Genomic DNA, 19700 nt, shown 5'->3' with positions numbered 1-19700 from the left:
GAACGTGATGAGCCATACCCATCAAGCGGAAACCTGGACCGCCGTCTGCACCCTGCGCGAGATCGTGCCCAATACTGGTGTCTGCGCCCTGGTCGATGGCCAGCAGATCGCCGTGTTCCGCATCGGGCGCGGCGAGGAAGTCTACGCCCTCGACAACTACGACCCCAACGCCCAGGCCGCGGTGCTGTCGCGCGGACTGGTGGGCAATCTCGGCGAGCACCTGGTGGTGGCGTCGCCGATCTACAAGCACCATTTCGACCTGCGCACCGGGGAATGCCTGGAGGCGCCGCAGCACTCGGTCGATGCCTACCCGGCGCGTGTCTACGGCGGTAAGGTCTGGGTCGCCGCCGCGGCGGTGGCGCGCGAAGCCGAAGCCGAAGAGCTGGCGGCATGACTTCCCCCGCCAAACCCCGGCTGGTGGTGGTCGGCAACGGCATGGCCGGCATGCGCACGGTCGAGGAACTGCTGCGGCTGGCGCCGGACCTGTACGACATCACGGTGTTCGGCGCCGAGCCGCACGGCAACTACAACCGCATCCTGCTGTCGCCGCTGCTCGCGGGCGAGAAGACGGTCGACGACATCATGCTCAACACGCTCGAGTGGTACGCGCAGCATGGCATCGAGCTGCTGGCGGGCGACCCGGTGGTGGCCATCGACCGCCCGCGCCGCCTGGTGCGCGCCGAGTCCGGCCGCGCAGTGCGCTATGACAGGCTCTTGCTGGCCACCGGCTCCAAGCCGTTCATCCTGCCGGTGCCCGGACACCAGCTGGAGGGCGTGATCGCCTTCCGCGACATCCATGACGTCGAGCAGATGCTGGCTGCGGCGCGCCGCCACCGGCACGCGGTGGTGATCGGCGGCGGCCTGCTCGGCCTGGAGGCGGCCAACGGCCTGCTGCGCCAGGGCATGGAGGTGACCGTGGTGCACGCCACCGACAGCCTGATGGAGCGCCAGCTCGACAAACCCGCCTCGGCCCTGCTCAAGCAGGCGCTGGAGCGGCGCGGCCTGCGCTTCCTGCTCGATGCCCGCACCAGCGGCATCCTGGGTGAGGAGCGCGTGACCGGCGTGTGCTTCCAGGACGGCAGCCAGATCCCGGCCGACCTGGTGGTGATGACCGCCGGCGTCCGCCCCAACACCGCCCTGGCGCAGTCCGCCGGGCTGCGCTGCGAGCGCGCCATCCTGGTCGACGACACGCTGCAGACCTATGACCCGCGCATCTATGCCGTCGGCGAATGCGTGCAGCACCGCAACGCCACCTTCGGCCTGGTCGCGCCGATCTGGGACCAGGCGCGCGTGTGCGCCGCCCACCTGGCCGGCGCCGGGCACCGCCGCTACATCCAGCAGGCCACCGCCACCAAGCTCAAGGTGACCGGGGTCGACCTGTACTCGGCCGGCGATTTCCTCGGCGGCGAAGCCAGCGAGAACCTGGTGCTGCGCGACCCCCGGCGCGGCGTGTACAAGCGGCTGGTACTGGAGGACGGCTGCCTGGTGGGTGCCGTGCTGTACGGCGACGTGCAGGACGGCCCCTGGTATTTCGACCTGATCCAGCGCCGCGCCAGCGTCGGCGCGATGCGACAGCGGCTGCTGTTCGGCCGCGCCCAGTGCGAGGCACTGGCCGCGTAGCCGTGCGGCAGTCGCCGGCACGCCCCCATCAGGTAGACAGACAGGTAGACAGGTAGACAGGTAGACAGACAGCGTGAATCTCTCCGACATCCCCGTCGTGGCCACCGCCACCGGCCCGGCTGCCTCCGCCGACGCCGGCGCGGCGGTCGCCACCACCTGCCCCTATTGCGGCGTCGGCTGCGGCGTGCGTGCCACCCTGCAGGCCGACGGACGCATCGAGGTCGGCGGCGATCCGTCCCACCCCGCCAACCAGGGCCGGCTGTGCGTCAAGGGCTCGGCGCTTGGCGAAACGCTCGGCCTGGAGGGGCGCCTGCTGGCGCCGCAGCTGCGCACGCCCGACGGCGGCCTGCGCCGGGCCGGCTGGGACGAAGCGCTCGACGCGGTGGCGCGCGGCTTCGCAGACGTGATCGCGCGCCACGGCCCGGACGCGGTCGCCCTCTACGTCTCCGGACAGTTGCTGACCGAGGACTACTACGTCGCCAACAAGCTGATGAAGGGCTGCATCGGCAGCGCCAACATCGACACCAATTCCCGTCTGTGCATGTCCTCGGCGGTGGCCGGCCACAAGCGCGCCTTCGGCGAAGACCTGGTGCCGGGCAGCTATGAAGACCTGGAACTGGCCGACCTGGTGGTGCTGGTCGGCTCCAACGCCGCCTGGTGCCATCCCATCCTCTACCAGCGCCTGGCACGCGCCAAGGAGGCCCGTCCGGATCTGCGCATCGTGGCGATCGATCCGCGCCGCACCGCCACCTGCGAGCTGGCCGACCTGCACCTGGCGCTGAAGCCCGGCACCGACGTGCGCCTGTTCAACGGCCTGCTGGCCTGGCTGGTCGACCACGGCGCCGCCGATGCCGCCTTCGTCGAAGCCCATACCGCGGGGCTGGAGACGGCGCTCGCCGCCGCGCGCGCGGGCGGCGCCGATCCCGCCGAGGTGGCACGCGCCTGCCGCCTCGACGAACAGGACCTGCTGACCTTCTACCGCTGGTTCGCCGAGACGCCCAAGGTGGTCACAGCCTTCTCGCAGGGCGTGAACCAGTCCTCGTCCGGCACCGACAAGGTCAACAGCCTGATCAACTGCCACCTGCTGACCGGGCGCGTCGGCAAACCGGGCGCCGGGCCGTTCTCGCTGACCGGCCAGCCCAACGCCATGGGCGGGCGCGAGGTAGGCGGCCTGGCCAATATGCTGGCCGCCCACCTGGAACTCGGCGATGCCGGCCACCGCGAGCTGGTCCGCGCCTTCTGGCAGGCACCGGCCCTGGCCGAGCGTCCGGGGCTGAAGGCGGTGGAGCTGTTCGATGCCATCGAGACCGGCCGCGTCAAGGCGGTGTGGGTGATGGCCACCAATCCGCTGGTCAGCCTGCCCGACGCCGACCGGGCGCGGCGCGCGCTGCAGCGCTGCGAACTGGTGGTGGCCTCCGACATCATCGAGCGCACCGACACCAATGCCTGCGCGCACGTGCTGCTGCCCGCGCTCGGCTGGGGCGAGAAAGACGGCACGGTGACCAACTCCGAACGCCGCATCTCGCGCCAGCGCGCCTTCCTGGCCGCGCCCGGCGAAGCGCGCGCCGACTGGCAGGTGATCTGCGAAGTGGCGCGCCGCATGGGGTTCGCCGGCTTCGACTACAGCGGCCCGCACGAGATCTTCGACGAGCATGCGCGCCTGAGCGCCTGGCGCAACCACGACGGCCCCGACGGGGTGCCGCGCATGTTCGACATCGGCGGCCTGGCCGGCCTCTCGCGCCAGGCCTATGACGCCCTCGCGCCGGTGCAGTGGCCGCTGCCGGCGGCAACCGACGGGGCAGTTCCGCCGGCCGGCATGGCGCGCCTGTTCGCCGGCGGCCGCTTCGCCCACGCCGACGGCCGCGCCCGCTTCGTGGCCACCGCGCCGCGCGCGCCGGCCAACGCGCCGGACCAGGCGTTTCCGCTGATCCTCAACACCGGCCGGGTCCGCGACCAGTGGCACACCATGACGCGTACCGGCCGCGCGGCCCGGCTGGGCGAGCACCTGCCTGAGCCCTTCGTCGACATGCACCCGCAGGATGCCCTGCTGGCCGGCGTCGGCGAAGGCCGCCTGGCACGCATCCAGAGCCGCTGGGGCGCCATGGTTGCGCGCGTGCGCCACGGCGGCGGCATCCCGCGCGGCAGCATCTTCATCCCCATCCACTGGAACGACCAGTTCAGCTCCGACGCCCGTGTCGGCGCCCTGGTCAATCCCGTGGTGGACCCCGTCTCCGGCGAACCCGAGTTCAAGCACACCCCGGTGCGGGTGGAGGAATTCCGCGTCAACTGGCATGGCTTCGTGCTCAGCCGGCGGCCCCTGCCGCTCGATCCGCTCACCTACTGGACGCGGGTGCAGGGCAAGGCCTTCCAGCGCTACGAGTTCGCCGGGCGCGACAACGTGGCCGAGCGCGGCGCCTGGGCGCGCGCGTTGCTGGGTGTCGTGGATGACGAGGCCGACTGGATCGAGTACGAAGACCGCAGTGCCGGCATCTACCACGCCGCCCATGTGGTCGGCGAGCGCCTGGAAAGCTGCCTCTATGTCAGCACCCGTCCCGACCTGCCCTCGCGCGCCTGGATGGCCACGCTGTTCGGCCAGGACGCCCTTGAAGATGCCGACCGCATCGCGCTGCTGCTGGGCCAACCACTGGAAAAGGGCGCCGATGCCGGACCGACCGTCTGCTCCTGCTTCGGCGTCGGGCGCAACACCATCTGCGACGCGGTGCGCCGGCACGGGCTGAAGACACCGGCGGAGGTCACCGCCTGCGTCAAGGCCGGCGGCAACTGCGGGTCCTGCGTTCCCGAGTTGAAGAAGCTGCTGGCGGAACTGCAGGTGGACGAAGCGGCCTGACTTTCTGCCCTTCCGCGGGCTCTCGCCCGCCCCTTCCCCCCTTCCCCCCCTTCCCACCTGCCCTCCACGCGCACCGGCCCGGCCAGCCGCTGCGCATGCAGGCGCTCGACAGTGTGCTGCCCGGCACGCTGGTCCACCGCCGCGGCGGGTCGTTTTTCCGCCCCGCACGCCGGTGAGGCGGGGCCGTGCAGGCAACGCCCCCATCCTCTACACCGTTGCCGGGCTTAAGGCTGGATTAAGACTTGCCGATTAGGCTAGCCATGCGGCGCCAGCCTATGCCCGATGCGCCACCTGCTCCTTTCGTCACATACGACCCGCCATGATCCGCCCCACCTTCGTGCGCTACGCTTCCGCCGCCGCCGCGCTCTCCGTCGCCGTCGGCGGCGTGGCCTACCTGCGCCACGAGCCCGCCCTGCCTGCCGCGGCATCGGCCCAGTCCGGCTCCCCGGCGCGCGGCCCCGGCGCGCCGCTGGATTTCTCCGCCATCGTCGAGCAGTACGGGCCGGCCGTGGTCAATATCAGTGTCACCAGCCAGGGCAAGGCGGACGATGACGATGCGCAGGACACCCAGGACGGGCCGGCCAGCGGCAATTCCAACGACCCCTTCAACCAGTTCTTCCGCCGCTTCGGCCCGCCGCAGCGGCCGCCTGGCCAGGACCAGCCGTCCTTCGTGCAGGGCCAGGGTTCCGGCTTCATCGTCAGCGCCGACGGCCTGGTGCTGACCAACGCCCACCTGGTCGCCGATGCGCAGGACGTCACCGTCAAGCTGATCGACCGGCGCGAGTTCAAGGCCAAGGTGGTCGGCGTGGACAGCCCCAGCGACGTCGCCGTGCTGCGCATCGACGCCACCGGCCTGCCCACCGTCAAGCTCGGCGATGCCTCGCGCGTGCGCGTGGGCGAGCCGGTGCTGGCGATCGGTTCGCCCTACGGTTTCGAGAACACCGTCACCGCCGGCATCGTCAGCGCCAAGTCGCGCTCGCTGCCGGAAGAGAACTACGTGCCCTTCATCCAGACCGACGCCGCGGTCAACCCGGGCAGCTCCGGTGGTCCGCTGTTCAACCAGTACGGCGAGGTGATCGGCATCAACTCGCAGATCTACAGCGAGACCGGCGGCTACCAGGGCCTCTCCTTCGCCATCCCGATCGACATCGCCACCCGCGTCGAGAACGAGCTGATCGCCCATGGCAGCGTCACGCGCGGGCATATCGGCCTGGCGGTGCAGGAGGTCAGCCAGGCGCTGGCGCAGTCCTTCGGACTGCCGCGCCCGGCCGGTGCCCTGGTCAATATGGTCGACGCCGACAGCCCCGCGGCCAAGGCCGGCGTGCAGGCGGGCGACGTGATCGTGCAACTGGGCGAGCGCACCATCGAGCATTCGGCCGACCTGCCCGAGCAGGTGGCCGACATCGCCCCCGGCACGCGCACCACGCTGAAGCTCTACCGCAAGGGCAAGGCGCTGAACCTGCCGATCGAGATCGGCAAGCTGACCGAGGTGGCGGCGCCGGCCATGCCGGGCTCCGGCTCCAGCCTGGGCATCACGGTGCGGCCCCTGACCCCGGGCGAACGGCGCCAGGGCGGCCTCGACAGCGGGCTGGTGGTGGAACAGGCGGCGGGCGCGGCGGCGCAGGCCGGCATCGAGGCCGGCGACGTGATCCTCGCCTTGAACGGCACGCCGGTGGCCAGCGGCGCACAGCTGCGCGAACTGGCCGCGCAGGCCGGCAAGCGGGTGGCGCTGCTGATCCAGCGCGGCGGCACGCGCATCTTCGTGCCGCTTGAGCCGGACTGAGCGCGGTGGGTACGGGCAGCGCCGGCGCGCCGCCCTCGCCCGCGCCTCAGCGTGTCCCCTTCAGCCTGCGCCTTCGGCTGGCTCCCTCAGCCTGCATCGTCGCCGAGAATCTCGCCCGCCATGTGAAAGGCGGAATTGGCCGCCGGCACGCCGCAATAGATGGCGGTCTGCAGCAGCACTTCCTTGATCTCGTCCGGCGTCACGCCGTTGTTGGCCGCGGCGCGCAGGTGCAGCCGCAGTTCTTCGTTGCGGTTGAGCGCCACCATCATGGCGATGGTCAGCAGGCTGCGGGTATGGCGCGGCAGGCCTTCGCGCGTCCAGATCTCGCCCCAGGCGTAGCGCGTGATCAGGTCCTGGAACTCCTCGTTGAGCGGCGTCAGCCGCGCCAGCGAGCGGTCGACGTGCTCGCTGCCCAGCACCGCGCGGCGCACGCCCAGGCCGGCCGCATAGCGCGCGCCGTCGTCCAGGCGGGCGGCGCGCCCGCTGCCAAGGAATTCCACCAGGGCTTCGGTAAAACGCTCCGGCTGCTCGCGGTTCGACAAGTGGGCGGCGGCCAGCTCCCGGTAGCGCGCGCCGGGAATCGCCTCGGCCAGCTCCCGCCCCTGCGCGGCGGTGGTGGATGGATCCGCGCTGCCAGCGATCACCAGCACCGGCACCGGGATGGTCTTGACCGCTTCGCGCAGGTCGGCGTCGCGCACGGCGGCACAGTTGGCGGCGTAGCCGCGCGGGTCGAGCCGGGCCAGTACCGCGCGCAGGTCATCGAGGCTGTCGCCGGCGCCCGCCACGAAGTCCGGCGTGAACCAGCGCTGCAGCGAACCGTCGACCAGCGCTGCCATGCCATCGCGCATGACGCCGTCGATGCGCGCGTTCCACATGTCGGCGCTGCCGATCTTGGCGGCGGTGTTGGCCAGCACGATCTGCGTGAAGCGCTGCGGCGCGTTGACGCCCAGCCACATGCCGGTCAGGCCGCCCATCGACAGGCCGCAGAACGCCGCGCGGCGGATATGGAGCGCATCCATCAGGGCCAGCACATCCGCCCCCAGCTCGGCCACCGTGAACGGCGCCGCCGGCATGCCCGATTGGCCGTGGCCACGCGTGTCGTAGCGCAGCACGCGGAAGCGGCCGGCCAGTGCGCTGGCCTGCGGCTCCCACATACCGTGGTCGGTGCCGAGCGAATTCGAGAAGATCAGCACCGGCGCGGCGGCCGGGCCTTCGAGGGTGTAGTAGAGCCGGACGCCGGCGTGGTCGAGATAGGGCAAGACGGTCTCCTGAGAACAGCATGCCGCCGGCGCGTGAGGCCGGCGGTTCGATCAAGCATATAAGGTGGACGGCGGCGCGGCCGCCGCCGCGTCGGCATCAGCGTCCGCGTGCCGCCACGGCCTCGCGCCAGCCCTGCACCGCCGCATCGGCGAAGGCGGCCGACTGGCCGGCGTAGTTGGCCGGGTCGCTGAGGCGATCCAGGGCCTCGGCATCCAGCAGTGGCGCGGTGTCCGGCGCGTCCGGCGTGTCCGCCCTGTCGGCCAGGGTCCGCGCCAGCGCCTCGCGCAGCGTCAGGCCCTCGGCCACGGCGCGGCGCGAGGCCGCCTCGACCAGGTGGTGGGCGGGCAGGCGGCCGATGCGTCCGCCCAGCTCCAGCATGGCCGCCTCGCCCAGGATCAGGCCGTGGGTCAGGTCGAGGTTGGCGCGCATGCGCGCCGCATCCACCTGCAGGCCGGCCACCACTTCGCGCATCTGGCGCAGGGCCCCGGCGGCCAGCGCAGCGATCTGCGGCAGGGTGTCCCACTCGGCCTGCCAGCCGCCCAGCGCGCGCTCGTGCTCCTGCACCATGCCGGCCAGCAGCGTCGCCACCAGCGGCGGCACGCGCACGGCGGCGGTCAGCACGGCGGCGCAGCCGACCGGATTGCGCTTGTGCGGCATGGTGCTGGAACCGCCGCGCCCGGGCCCGGCGGGCTCCGCCACCTCGGCCACCTCGGTCTGCATCAGCAGCGAGATATCGCGCGCCATCTTGCCCAGCGTGCCGGTCAGCATGCCGAGCGCGGCGGCGGCCTCGACGAAACGGTCGCGGTGCGCGTGCCAGGGCAAGGCCGGCAGCGCCAGTTCCAGCTCGGCGGCGAAGGCCTGCGCCACGGCCGGCGCCGCCTCGCCCAGGCTGGCCAGCGTGCCGGCGGCGCCGCCGAACTGCAGCGCGGCTGCCTGCGCGCGGGCGCGCTCCAGCCGCAGCAGGTCGCGCCGCAGCGCGTCGAGCCAGCCGGCGGCCTTGAGCCCGAAGCTCATCGGCAGCGCGTGCTGCAGCCAGGTGCGCGCCACCATCGGCGTGGCGCGGTGCGCCTGCGCTTGCGCGGCGCAGGCATCGCCCAGCGCCAGCAATTCGGCTTCGATCGCCAGCAGCGCCTGGCGCAGTTGCAGCGCCATCGCGGTGTCGATGATGTCCTGGCTGGTGGCGCCCCAGTGCACATAGCGCGAGGCCGGCTCGTCGAGCGCGGCCACGCGCGCGGTGAGCTGGCGCACAAAGGGAATGGCGAGGTTGCCGGCCGCCACCGCGGCGGCGGCCAGGTCATCGAGGTCGATCACCTCGGCGGGCGCGCCGGCGCAGACGGCGGCAATGCGCGCCGCCGCCTCGGCCGGGATCACGCCGGTGCGGGCCTGGGCGCGCGCCAGCGCGGCTTCGACCTCCAGCATGCGGCCTACCGTGGCGGTGTCCGCGAAAGCGGCCAGCACGGCGGGGCTGCCGAACATGGGATCGGTCAGTCGGGAAGAAGTGGGCATGCTGAGGGGGCGTGCTCGGTGGGCATCTTGGTTGGCATGCTTGAAGCAGCAAAGCGGCCCGCCGCTCGACGGCGGCGGTACCGCAGTGCAATGCCGTGAATCAGATATCGAAGTATACGGTTTCGTCCTGGCCTTGCAGCACGATCTGCCAGTGCAAGCGGGCCGGGCCGGCCTGCTCGGCCACCAGCGTATGCCGGCGCTCGGCCGGCACCTTCGACAGCACCCAGTCCGCCGCGTTGGCTTCGGCCTCGTCAGGGAAGTAGACGCGGGTCGTCAGGTGCTTGAGCAGACCGCGCATGAACACCGCCACCACCAGGTGGGGGGCCTGCGGCCTGCCGTCCGGCCCGGGCACCGCGCCGGGCTTGACGGTGACGAAACGGAACTCTCCCTGCGGCCCCGTAGGCACCCGCCCGAAGCCGGTGAACCCCGGCGTCAGCTCGAGATCGCGTGCGTCCTCGGCATGGCGGTAGCGGCCGGCCGGATTGGCCTGCCAGATCTCGACCATGCCATCGGGCACGGGATCGCCGTTACCGTCGAGCACGCGGCCCTCGATGACGATGCGGCGGCCTTCCAGCGACGGCGCCTGGGCGGTCAGGTCTTCGCAGTACAGGCCTTCCAGGCCGATATGCAGGTAAGGACCGACGGTCTGGGATGCGGTGGCGTACAACATGGCTTACTCCATCGGCGTGGCATCGCGGCCACGCAGCACGATATCGAAACGGTAGCCGAGGGCGTACTCGGGCTGCGTGGTCTCCCAGTCCAGGGCGGCGATCAGGCGGTCGCGCGCCTTGGCGTCGGGCACGCAGTTGAAGATCGGATCGAAGGGCAGCAGCGGATCGCCCGGGAAGTACATCTGCGTGACCAGGCGCGTCGCATAGGCATTGCCGAACAGCGAGAAATGGATGTGCTGCGGCCGCCAGGCGTTGTGGTGGTTGCGCCAGGGATAGGCGCCGGGCCTGATGGTCTTGAACTGGTAGCGCCCATGGGCGTCGGTGACCACGCGGCCCTGGCCGCTGAAGTTGGGATCGAGCGGAGCGTCGTGCTGGTCGCGCTTATGCAGGTAGCGGCCGGCGGCATTGGCTTGCCAGATCTCGATCAGCGCGTCGGGTACCGGACGACCGTTCTCGTCCAGCACACGCCCGCTGACCAGGATGCGCTCGCCGAGCGGCTCGCCGGCATGGCCGGCGGTGAGGTCGTTGTCACCGGCGCGCACGAACTCCGCGCCGTAGGCGGGACCGGTCACCTCGGACAGGGTCTGCGGCAGCGCCACCAGCGGCTGGGCCGGCGAGCGCAGCTGGGTCGAGGCATAGGGATCGAAGCGGTACTCCGGCTGGGTATCCCAATAGGGACGCCGGTACTGGGCGAGCTTTTCCATGACGTTCATGTCTCCGTGGGGCATCGATGGGGGCCACTGTATCCGTCACAGGAAGTCATGTAAATTGAGTTTTCAGCCGATTTCCATAACTTTTCATCCGCCCGACGAGTCCCAGCGTTGGACATCGGGCCGCCATGTGCCGGCAGCTACGCCGCCTGGGCCGCCGCCGGCCTTCGGTCGTCCCCCTGCCTGGCCATGGCGTCCGGTTCCCGATGCGTCACCCCTTCGCGCCGTCCGCGGCCGGCGCCCCCTTCTGCGCATTCGGCGCGCTCTGCTGCGGCGCCTGCGGCTTGACAGGTTCCGGCTGCGTGCCGACCAGTTCCAAGACGTTGTCGTTCGCGACGATCTTCACCGGATCCGTCGACTTCCACTGCTTCCTGGGGATCAGCAGCTTCCACACCCCGCTCTTGCCGCTATCCCGGAACAGCGCGACGACGCCGACGTACTGCGCATCGTCTTTCATGGGTTCGCTGATGCTCGCCACGGCATCGGGCCGGAGCACGACATCCCTGGTGGCCAGCAGGTCGGCTTTCAATCCATCCAGATCGTCGACGCGGAATCGGCTATAGCGCATTCTCAACAGCCGCCGTGGGAGTCTTGCGCACCTGCCGGACTACGGGCTCGGGGATCTCTCACACATCTACCGCCACCTACCCGCATCCGCCCACCGGCCAGGAATCGGGGCCGGACATAAGGAAAGGCCCGCAATCTCGCCACCCACCGCACCCAGGGCCACCCAGGGCTCCCTGGAGCACGACTTTGCCCGCCTTCGTGCGAGAATGCCGGTCACCCGACTGCTACGCCATCACGCTAGCTTGGCGAGGTCCACGCCGGGCTGCCCGGCCCCGGCCAGCCCCCGATGACGATGTCACTACCTATCCCTCTGTTCGATGCCATGCTGCGCGGCATGGTACTGGCCCTGCTGGCGCTGCTGGCCGCGCTGCTAGGGCGCGACCGCCCGGCCCTGCCCGCGGCACGCGCAGCCGTGGCACTGGCCGCCGGCCTGGCCGTGCAGGTTGCGAGCAGCATGCCCTGGTTCGAGCAGTCGGTGCCGCGGCTCTGGCAGGCACCGCTGGTCGGCATCGCGGTGGGCAATGCCGCGCTGCTCTGGATCTTCGTGCAGGCGCTCTTCGACGACGGTTTCGCCTTCCGCCCCGTCCATGCGCTTGCCTGGGCCGCCGCGACCGGGCTCGGCACCCTGAACTGCGCGGTGCTGGCGCATAGCGGCTCGGCCATCGCGCCCTTCACGACGGCCCTGCAGCGCGTCTTGCCGGGACTGTTCGCCGTGCTGACGATGATCGCCGCCGCGAAGGGCTGGCGCGGCGACCTGATCGAGGGCAGGCGCCGGCTGCGTGCCTTCATCGTGATTGCCGGCGTCGCCTACACCCTGCTGCAGCTTGCCGCCCGGCTCGCATCGCCCGATGGCCGGCTCTCGGACGCCGGCGCGACGCTCGACACCGCGCTGCTGTTGTGCATCGTGGCACCGCTGGCGTGCAGCATGCTGCGCATGACGGCGACGGAATTGTTTCCTTCGGCCCGCGCCATGGCGCCCCCGGAGCCCGGACCGCTGCCAGCGCCCCCACCGCCGCCCAGTCACACGGCGGCCGACGCCACGCCCGCCCGGCCCGAAACGCCCCCGCCCATGCCCTCTCCTGCCGAAGCCCTGGCGGCCGGCAACGGCCAGGCCAACGCGGCCAACGCGGCCGACGCGGCCGAACAGGCACTGGTGGACGCCTTGCTGCGGCTGATGGCCGACGAGCAGGCCTACCGCAGCGAGCAGCTCAGCGTGGCCAGCCTGGCCGCCCGGCTGGCGGTGCCGGAGTACCGCCTGCGCCGCGCCATCAACCAGCGTCTCGGCTACCGCAACTTCAGCGCCTTCGTCAACGGCTTCCGCCTGCGGGAAGCGCAGGCCGCGCTCAGCGATCCCGCCCGGCGCGCCCTGCCCGTGCTGACCATCGCGCTGGAAGCCGGCTTCCAGTCGATCGGCCCGTTCAACCGTGCCTTCAAGGCCGCCACCGGCGCCACGCCGAGCGAATACCGGCGCCAGAAGCTGGCCGATTCCTGAAATCGGCCAGCCGCGCACCAGCCGCCTGCGGCTTTCGGCGAGACGGCGGTGCCGCGCCCGGCCATGCTTCCCTCGGCGGGACGACAGTCTCCGGCAAGCGCCGGAGCCCCGCCTTCACTTCTTGACGATTTGACGAGGGTTTCCATGCAAGGTTTACGTTGGGCCGGCCTGGTGCTGGCATGGCTGTGCGGCTTGGCGCACGCATCGATGGGGCTGACCGAGCTGCCGGCCACGGCGCAGGAAGGGCCGGTCACGATCTATTACCCGTCCGACAGCGCCAGCCGGCCCGAGCCGCGCGGGCGCTTCGTGCTGGAGGTGGCGGCCGACGGCCACCCGGTGCCCGGCAACGGCCGCCTGGTGGTGATCTCGCACGGCTCCGGCGGCGCCCCCTGGGTGCATGCCGACCTGGCACGCGAACTGGTCGAGGCCGGCTTCGTGGTCGCCATGCCGCTGCACCACGCCGATAACTATCTCGATCCCAGCGACCCGGGCCCCGACAGCTGGACCATCCGCCCCGCCGAAGTGTCGCGCGCCATCGACGCGGTCGGGCACGATCCGCGCTTCGCGCCGCTGCTGCGCCTGGACAAGGTCGGCATGTTCGGCATGTCCGCCGGCGGCCACACCGCCCTGAGCCTGGCCGGCGGGCGCTGGTCGCCGGCCCGCTTCGCGCGGCACTGCGACGCGCATATCGCCGAGGATTTCCAGTCCTGCGTCGGCCTGATCACCGAGCAGACCGGCGGGCCGCTCGACGGCCTGAAACGATGGCTGGCCCTGCGCGTGATCCACTTCCGCTTCGACGACGACGCCCCGCGCGTCGATCACGATCCGCGCATCGCGGCGGTGGTGGCGGGCGTACCGGCCGCGGCCGACTTCGACATGGACTCGCTGGTGCGTCCGGCGGTGCCGCTCGGCCTCGTCACCGCCGGACGGGACCTCTGGCTGACGCCGCGCTTCCACGCCGACCAGGTGCTGGCGGCCTGCCAGACCTGCGAGCACCTGGCCGACCTGCCCGACGGCGGCCACGGCGCGCTGCTGTCGCCGCCGCCACCCGGGCTGCATGGGCTCGTCGGCGAACTGCTGAACGATCCGCCGGGCTTCGACCGCGCCGAGGTGGCCGAGGCTCACCACAAGATCACGGCCTTCTTCCAGCGCCACCTGCTGCCGTGACGGCCGCGCCGGAACGATGCAGCCTGAATGCGGCCTAGTGCAGCACTTCGTCGCCCGGCTGGGCTGGCTCGCCGGCATGCCGGCGCACTTCCGGCGACAGTTGCAGGAAGATCCAGGCCGATGCCGACGTGATCAGCCCCACGCAGACGAAGGTGGCATGGAAGGCCGGCAGCACGCCGGTCAGGCCGTGGGCGCCGAACACCTGCTGGAAGGTGGCCAGCAAGGCACCGGCCGAGGTCACCGCCAGGCTCATCGACAGCATCTGCACCATCGACAGCATGCTGTTGCCGCTGCTGGCGCCGGCGCTGCCGAGATCCTTCAGCGTGACGGTATTCATGGCAGTGAACTGGACCGAGTTGACGGCGCCGAACACCGCCAGCTGCAGCAACAGCAGCCATAGCGGCTGGGCCGGAGAGATCAGCGCGAACGAGGCCATCGCCAGGCCGACCGTGAAGGTATTGGCCACCAGCACGCGCCGGTAACCATGGCGCTCGATCAAGTTGGTGGCGATGCGCTTGGACAGCATGCCGGCGGCGGTGACCGGCAGCATCATCAGGCCCGCGTCGAGCGGCGAATAGCCCAGGCTGAGCTGCAGCGTGAGCGGGATCAGGAAAGGCATGGCACCGTTGCCGATGCGCGCGAACAGGTTGCCCAGCAGCCCGACGCTGAAACTGTGGATGTGGAACAGCTTGAGCGGGAACAGCGGCTGGCTCTTGCGCCCGGCGTGCAGCACATAGGCGGTCAGCGCCGCCATGCTGCCGATCAGCAGCATCAGCACGGTGGCATGCTGGAAGCCCAGCTCGGCCAGGCCATCCAGCGAGAAGGACAGCGTCACCATGGCCGTGGCCAGCAACACATAGCCGCCCAGGTCGAAGCCACCCAGGCCCGCCAGCTTGCTGTTGGGCATATAGCGCAGCGTGGCGATGCCGCCCGCCAGCCCGACCGGCACGTTGATCAGGAAGATCCAGTGCCAGGACAGCGCCTGGGTCAGCCAGCCGCCCAGCGTGGGCCCGATCAGCGGCCCGACCATGCCGGGGATGGCGACGAAGCTCAGCGCCCGCAGGTACTGGTCGCGCGGGAAGGTGCGCAGCACGGCCAGGCGCCCCACCGGCAGCAGCATGGCGCCGCCTACCCCCTGGATCACCCGCGCCGCCACCAGCCACGCCAGTTGGCTCGAGTAGGCGCACAGCACCGAGCCGGCCACGAACAGCACGATCGCCGTCTGGAAGATGGTGCGCGTGCCGAAGCGGTCGGCCAGCCAGCCGGAGGCCGGGATGATGACGGCCATGGTCAGCGAATAGGCAATGATCACCGACTGCATGCGCAACGGGCTCTCGCCGAGGCTGCGGGCCATGGCCGGCAATGCCGTGTTGACGATGGTGGAGTCGAGCGTCTGCATGAAGAAGCCGACGGCCACCACCCAGAGCATGATGCTGCGGTCGCGGTCGCTTTTCAGGGGGGAATTCATGGGGGCAGGGATTCGGGGCGGAGACCGCGCACGCGCGGCCGGATCCCGCACCTTACTGCCGCGGCGCGCTGCCGACAAGGGAAAGCCTGATGTGGCGTGCGGTTTTCGCCCGCGTGGCGCGCCCATGCCACGCCCACGGGCCGGCGCGGCCGGCAAGGAGTTGCCCCAGCCCCCGCGCCGGCTTATCCGGCCTGCCTGACGAAAACCGGGTTCGAGTAGAACCACAGGTCGCTGTAGTTGCGCAGGTTGATGGCATTGAAGCGGGCCTGGTCCTCGGCGATGGTCGTGCGGCTGTCGGCCAGGGGGTTGCCACCCTGGGTCTCACCGGCCACATCGGGGCCCAGATTGGTGCCACGCAGGCGGAAATAGCGGCTGCCAGTCGCGGTGAAGGTATAGCTGACGGTGTTGTAGCCGTCCTTGTCCACCTTCCAGTCGGCGCGGGTGAAGGTAGCGATGACCTTGGTGGAGTCGTTGGTGTCCTTGTCGTAGGCGGGCGTGCCGGGCTTCGGCCGCTCGACCACGTCGCCGGCGATCAGGTCGATATGGTCGACCGCCGGCCGCGCGTTGAAGGAAACGCCGCTGCCGAGCGGGTATTCGTAGTTGTTGCGCTCCGGGCTCTTGAAGCGGATCGTGAGGGTGACCTTGTCGCCCGTCTTCACTGGCAGCTCGCCACCCATCTCGCGCGAGGTGCCGCCGGTCGACACCGTGAAGTCGAGTGCGTTGATCAGGTCGCCATAGACCGCGAAGCCCTTGCCGGAGCGCAATCCGTCGAGCAGCGACTGCGCACTGCCATCCTTGAGCCAGACGTAGTTCTTGGCATAGGCGCCCGGATAGTAGCTGCTGCTGTAGATGCCGTTGGCCATCTCGAAATGGTGGTCGGAGTTGGCCACGTTCCAGATGCGGCGCCCTTCGCCCAGCAGCGCGTCCCAGATTCCACCGACCTGGGCCACGATGTAGTCCACTCCGCCATAGGTACGCGACCTGGCGTTCTCCGGCGTGTAGGCGCTGGTGTAGCCGCCGCGGTCCGGCTCCAGTTGGCCGCCCACCATGCCTTCGATGGCGAAGAACTGGTTCGGCGCCAGGTCGTGCAACTCGCGGAAGTTCGCCGCCGTGTACTTGCCCGGATTGCGCGAGGGATGGTTGATCAGCGCGTAGCTGGTGTCGGGATAATTGGCCTTGAGCCAGGCGACCGCCTTGAGCGCGTCCGCATGCGTGCTGTAGCTGCGGGGGCCCTCGGCGCTCCAGGCCGCCACGTCGACCGGGTCGAACAGGGAGTCCGACCGGTTGGTGAACAGGTACTCGAACTTGGCAACGGCCTTGGCCGCGGTCTCGAGCTTGCCGCCGCTCGGCGCGAAGATGCCGATATTCATGTGGTCGTGCGTCGGCATGTCCCATTCCGTGGCGGACAGGATCAGCTTGCCGGCATAACGCCCCGCCGCCTGCCATTGCTTGACGGCCGGCTGCTCGTACAGCGCCATGCCCTTCGAGAACGCCACGCTGCCACCGGCGATGGCGGCGCCGGTATGGTCGCGGTCCGATACGCGCAGATGATTGGACAGCGTGATCCAGTCGAGCTGGTACTTGCCAAAGGCCTGGTCGAGCACGTCCGCCAGCGGCGTTTGCGCATCGTTCGACTGAATGGTGTGGACATGCAGGTCGCCGGTGGTCCAGCGGCCCTGCACCACGGGCGTCGGCGGAGCTGGCGGCGTCGTTGGCGAAGTCGGCTGCGTGCCGCCGCCATTGCCGGCGTTGGTGGCGGGCGCATCATCCCCGCCGCAGGCGTACAGGCCGGCGCCGATGGCGCAGGAAATGGCGAAGCCGATCAAGGGCTTGCGAGCGTGCAACAACATGGTGTTTCCCTGGGAGTGAAATGGCGGACCCGTGCGGCTTCTGGCCTGCCGGACCCTTGTGCGGCGCATCATAGCGGTGGCATATGACACACACGTGACCCATTCACCACTAAATTCCTACTAACACAATATAGTTCTTACAGATAGAACAAAAGGAAAAATCATCCGGTCCACGGCTGCCGTCCGGCCCGACGCTCCCGCGCCTGCGATGCACGCCCGGTGCTACGCTGATGGCCAGGCATCGCGCCCTCCGCGCCGCCTCCGGCGACCGCCCCCGCGCGAGACATCGAGGAGCAATGATCATGTGCCGCTGGCTGGCCTATTCGGGCAACCCCATCCATCTGGAAACCGTGCTGTTCCGCGCCCAGCACTCGCTGATCGACCAGAGCCTGCACTCGCGCATGGGCCATACCACCACCAACGGCGACGGCTTCGGCGTCGGCTGGTATGGCGTGCCGACGGAGCCGCCCTTCCGCTACCGTTGCGTGGCGCCGGCCTGGAGCGACCGCAACCTGCGCGAGGCCGCGCGGGCGATCCGCTCGCCGCTGTTCGTCGCCCATGTGCGCGCTGCTACCGACACCCCGGCGCAGGAGACCAACTGTCACCCCTTCCGGCACGGCCGCTGGCTGTTCGCCCACAACGGCCTGATCCGCGACTACCCGGCGGTACGGCGCGAATTGATGCTGATGATCGCCCCCGACCTGTTTCCCGTCATCGAGGGCTCCACCGATTCGGAGGTCATGTTCCTTCTCGCCCTGACCTACGGGCTGGAGCGCAACCCGGTGCAGGCGCTGGAGCAGATGGTGGGCGTGGTGGAGGCCACCGGCGCGGCCAAGGGCATCCAGCATCCACTGAACATGACCGTCGCCGCCACCGACGGCGAGCGGATCGTGGCCGTGCGCTATTCCAGCGAGGGAGAGTCGCGTTCGCTGTTCCACAGTGCCTCGTTCCGCCACCTGCGTGCGCTCTATCCGGACGACCGGCGCATCACCGCCGCCGGCGACGATGCCTTCCTGGTCCTCTCGGAGCCGCTGATCGACCTGCCCGGCGCCTGGGAGGAGATCCCCGAGGCGACCGCGGTCGTGGCGCACGCCGGCAACGTCGAGCAGCGTCCCTTCCGGCCGCACCTGCCGGCGTTGCCGGCGCCATAGCATAGGCGCCCCCCCGGCTGACGCCCTCGGCCGACACCTTGGCCGACGGGCCAGCGGTGCCGGCAGGCACGGCCCGCGGCGAACCATCCTGGCCGCAGGGACATCCGCACACGCGCGCCGCGCTTCGTGGACAATGTCCGCAGCCGCGGCGCACGCCGCGGTCCTTGCCATGCTGATCGGAGAACACCTTGACCGAGCCACTGCTCATGCCCGGACGGCGCGCCCGCGCCGCCGTCCCGGCGCACCGGAGGCAGCCATGACGACCGCCATGCTGCTGGAGAACATCCACCAGAGCGCCACCGCGCCGCTGCAGGGCGCCGGCATCTCGGTCGACCGCCGCACGGGCGCGCTGGCCGGCGACGAGTTGCGCCAGGTGCTGGCCGCCCACGACCTGGTCGGCATCCGCTCCGCCACCCACCTGCGCGCGGCGGACATCGCCAGCGCGCCGCAACTGCTGTCGATCGGCTGCTTCTGCATCGGCACCTCCCAGGTCGACCTCGAGGCCGCCGCCGCGGCCGGCATTCCGGTCTTCAACGCGCCGTTCTCCAACACGCGCTCGGTGGCCGAGCTGGTGATCGCCGAGGCCGTGATGCTGCTGCGGCGCATTCCGGAGAAGAGCGCGCTGGCACATGCCGGCAAGTGGGCCAAGGGCGCCAGCGGCGCCTTCGAGGCGCGTGGCAAGACCATCGCCATCGTCGGCTACGGCAATATCGGCTCGCAGGTCGGCGTGCTGGCCGAGGCCATGGGCATGCAGGTGGTCTACTTCGACGTGCTGGCCCGCCTCTCGCTGGGCTCGGCGCGTGCCTGCGCCACACTCGAGGAGGCGGTCGGGCAGGCCGACGTGGTCACGCTGCACGTGCCCGCCACGCCGCGCACCCGCAACCTGGTCGATGCGCGGGTGCTGGCCGCGTGCAAACCCGGCGCCATCCTGATCAATGCCTCGCGCGGCACCGTGGTCGACATTGCCGCGCTGGCTGCGGCGCTGCGCGAGAAGCGCCTGGGCGGTGCCGCCATCGATGTCTTCCCCGAAGAGCCCAAGACCAACAGCGAGCCGTTCGTCAGCGAGCTGCAGGGCCTGCCCAACGTGCTGCTGACCCCGCACGTCGGCGGCAGCACCGAGGAGGCGCAGGAGAACATCGGCACCGAAGTGGCGGCCAAGCTGGTCCACTTCCTGACCACCGGCGGCACCATCGGCGCGGTCAACTTCCCCGAGGTCGATCCCGGCCCTCTGCAGGCGCCGGCACGCCTGCTGAACGTGCACAGCAACGCCCCCGGCGCGCTGGCCGCGCTCAACACGCTGCTGGCACAGGACGGCGCCAACATCACCGGCCAGCACCTGCAGACGCGCGGCGCCACCGGCTATGTGGTGACCGACCTGGACCGCGTGCCCTCCGCCGGGCTGATGGAGGCGCTGCGCGCGCACGCCGGCTTTGTGCGCTCGCGCCTGCTGACGCGCTGAGCGCCCGGTACGCGGCGGCGGTGCGGGGCGGCCCGGGCGGTGCGGGCGGCGCCGTGCTTCCGCGGCGAGCTGGGAAAGCCTGCACGGTTCGTGCGGGCGGCCGGCGCGGCGCCCGAGCAGGCCGCCGCAGTGCAGCCCCGAGCCGCAC

Annotated in this window: 15 protein-coding genes and 1 pseudogene; 9 read left to right on the top strand and 7 right to left on the bottom strand. The window is 70.7% G+C overall.

All coding sequences use genetic code 11. The features are described 5' to 3' along the window. Nucleotides 1-7 precede the first annotated feature (7 nt). From nirD to BKK81_RS28420, 4 genes are all read left to right on the top strand, one after another. Nucleotides 8-394 (top strand): nitrite reductase small subunit NirD, encoded by a 387-nt coding sequence (gene nirD, locus BKK81_RS28435; protein WP_071019848.1) that lies wholly within the window; start codon nt 8-10, stop codon nt 392-394. After that, nucleotides 391-1620, top strand: a complete 1230-nt coding sequence (locus BKK81_RS28430; protein WP_071019845.1) for an NAD(P)/FAD-dependent oxidoreductase — start codon at nt 391-393, stop codon at nt 1618-1620. Before nirD ends, BKK81_RS28430 begins: the two co-directional genes overlap by 4 nt. A gap of 73 nt (nt 1621-1693) precedes the next feature. Continuing rightward, the gene (locus BKK81_RS28425; RefSeq protein WP_071019842.1) at nt 1694-4468 is read left to right on the top strand and encodes a nitrate reductase; all 2775 of its coding nucleotides are present in this window, start codon (nt 1694-1696) and stop codon (nt 4466-4468) included. Between the two features lie 319 nt (nt 4469-4787). Beyond that, on the top strand, nt 4788-6251 hold the full coding sequence (locus BKK81_RS28420; protein WP_071019840.1) for a Do family serine endopeptidase: 1464 nt from the start codon (nt 4788-4790) through the stop codon (nt 6249-6251). An 86-nt stretch (nt 6252-6337) separates the two neighbouring features. Here BKK81_RS28420 and pcaDC read toward each other — a convergent pair whose 3' ends face one another. The 5 genes from pcaDC to tssJ all read right to left on the bottom strand — a co-directional run bounded on the left by pcaDC (nt 6338) and on the right by tssJ (nt 10966). Continuing rightward, the gene (gene pcaDC, locus BKK81_RS28415) at nt 6338-7510 is read right to left on the bottom strand and encodes a bifunctional 3-oxoadipate enol-lactonase/4-carboxymuconolactone decarboxylase PcaDC (RefSeq protein ID WP_071019837.1); all 1173 of its coding nucleotides are present in this window, start codon (nt 7508-7510) and stop codon (nt 6338-6340) included. Nucleotides 7511-7607: 97 nt separating this feature from the next. Further along, the gene (locus BKK81_RS28410) at nt 7608-8987 is read right to left on the bottom strand and encodes a 3-carboxy-cis,cis-muconate cycloisomerase (RefSeq protein WP_071019834.1); all 1380 of its coding nucleotides are present in this window, start codon (nt 8985-8987) and stop codon (nt 7608-7610) included. A 130-nt stretch (nt 8988-9117) separates the two neighbouring features. Further along, on the bottom strand, nt 9118-9687 hold the full coding sequence (pcaG, locus tag BKK81_RS28405; protein ID WP_071019831.1) for a protocatechuate 3,4-dioxygenase subunit alpha: 570 nt from the start codon (nt 9685-9687) through the stop codon (nt 9118-9120). Between the two features lie 3 nt (nt 9688-9690). After that, a complete protein-coding gene (gene pcaH, locus BKK81_RS28400) occupies nt 9691-10392 on the bottom strand; it encodes a protocatechuate 3,4-dioxygenase subunit beta (protein WP_071022510.1) in 702 nt (233 codons plus the stop codon). Between the two features lie 217 nt (nt 10393-10609). Next, nucleotides 10610-10966, bottom strand: coding sequence for a type VI secretion system lipoprotein TssJ (gene tssJ / locus BKK81_RS28395; protein WP_071019828.1), 357 nt, complete (start codon nt 10964-10966; stop codon nt 10610-10612). On the opposite strand from tssJ, the pseudogene BKK81_RS36610 reads away from it, so the two are divergent. The 3 genes and pseudogenes from BKK81_RS36610 to BKK81_RS28385 all read left to right on the top strand — a co-directional run. Continuing rightward, a pseudogene (locus BKK81_RS36610) lies at nt 10962-11060 on the top strand (type VI secretion system baseplate subunit TssE); the annotation flags it as partial. The gene tssJ and the pseudogene BKK81_RS36610 sit on opposite strands and share 5 nt — an antisense overlap. 197 nt (nt 11061-11257) lie before the next feature. Further along, nucleotides 11258-12457, top strand: coding sequence for a helix-turn-helix domain-containing protein (locus BKK81_RS28390; RefSeq protein ID WP_231908118.1), 1200 nt, complete (start codon nt 11258-11260; stop codon nt 12455-12457). Nucleotides 12458-12601: 144 nt separating this feature from the next. Further along, nucleotides 12602-13624 (top strand): alpha/beta hydrolase family protein, encoded by a 1023-nt coding sequence (locus tag BKK81_RS28385; RefSeq protein WP_071019823.1) that lies wholly within the window; start codon nt 12602-12604, stop codon nt 13622-13624. Nucleotides 13625-13658: 34 nt separating this feature from the next. On the opposite strand, the gene mdtD is transcribed toward BKK81_RS28385, so the two are convergent. Further along, nucleotides 13659-15092: a multidrug transporter subunit MdtD gene (gene mdtD / locus BKK81_RS28380; protein WP_071019820.1), complete on the bottom strand. Its 1434-nt coding sequence runs from the start codon at nt 15090-15092 to the stop codon at nt 13659-13661. Between the two features lie 182 nt (nt 15093-15274). Next, the gene (locus BKK81_RS28375) at nt 15275-16942 is read right to left on the bottom strand and encodes an S-layer protein (RefSeq protein ID WP_071019818.1); all 1668 of its coding nucleotides are present in this window, start codon (nt 16940-16942) and stop codon (nt 15275-15277) included. 302 nt (nt 16943-17244) lie between these two features. Here BKK81_RS28375 and BKK81_RS28370 point away from each other — a divergent pair, with 302 nt between their 5' ends. Next, a complete protein-coding gene (locus BKK81_RS28370; protein ID WP_071022507.1) occupies nt 17245-18093 on the top strand; it encodes a class II glutamine amidotransferase in 849 nt (282 codons plus the stop codon). A gap of 256 nt (nt 18094-18349) precedes the next feature. Then, nucleotides 18350-19552: a phosphoglycerate dehydrogenase gene (serA, locus tag BKK81_RS28365; RefSeq protein WP_071019815.1), complete on the top strand. Its 1203-nt coding sequence runs from the start codon at nt 18350-18352 to the stop codon at nt 19550-19552. Nucleotides 19553-19700: the final 148 nt, after the last annotated feature.

It is taken from the genome of Cupriavidus sp. USMAHM13, assembly GCF_001854285.1.
Taxonomy (GTDB): Bacteria; Pseudomonadota; Gammaproteobacteria; order Burkholderiales; family Burkholderiaceae; genus Cupriavidus; species Cupriavidus malaysiensis.
This window is presented reverse-complemented; position numbering and strand designations above follow the sequence as displayed.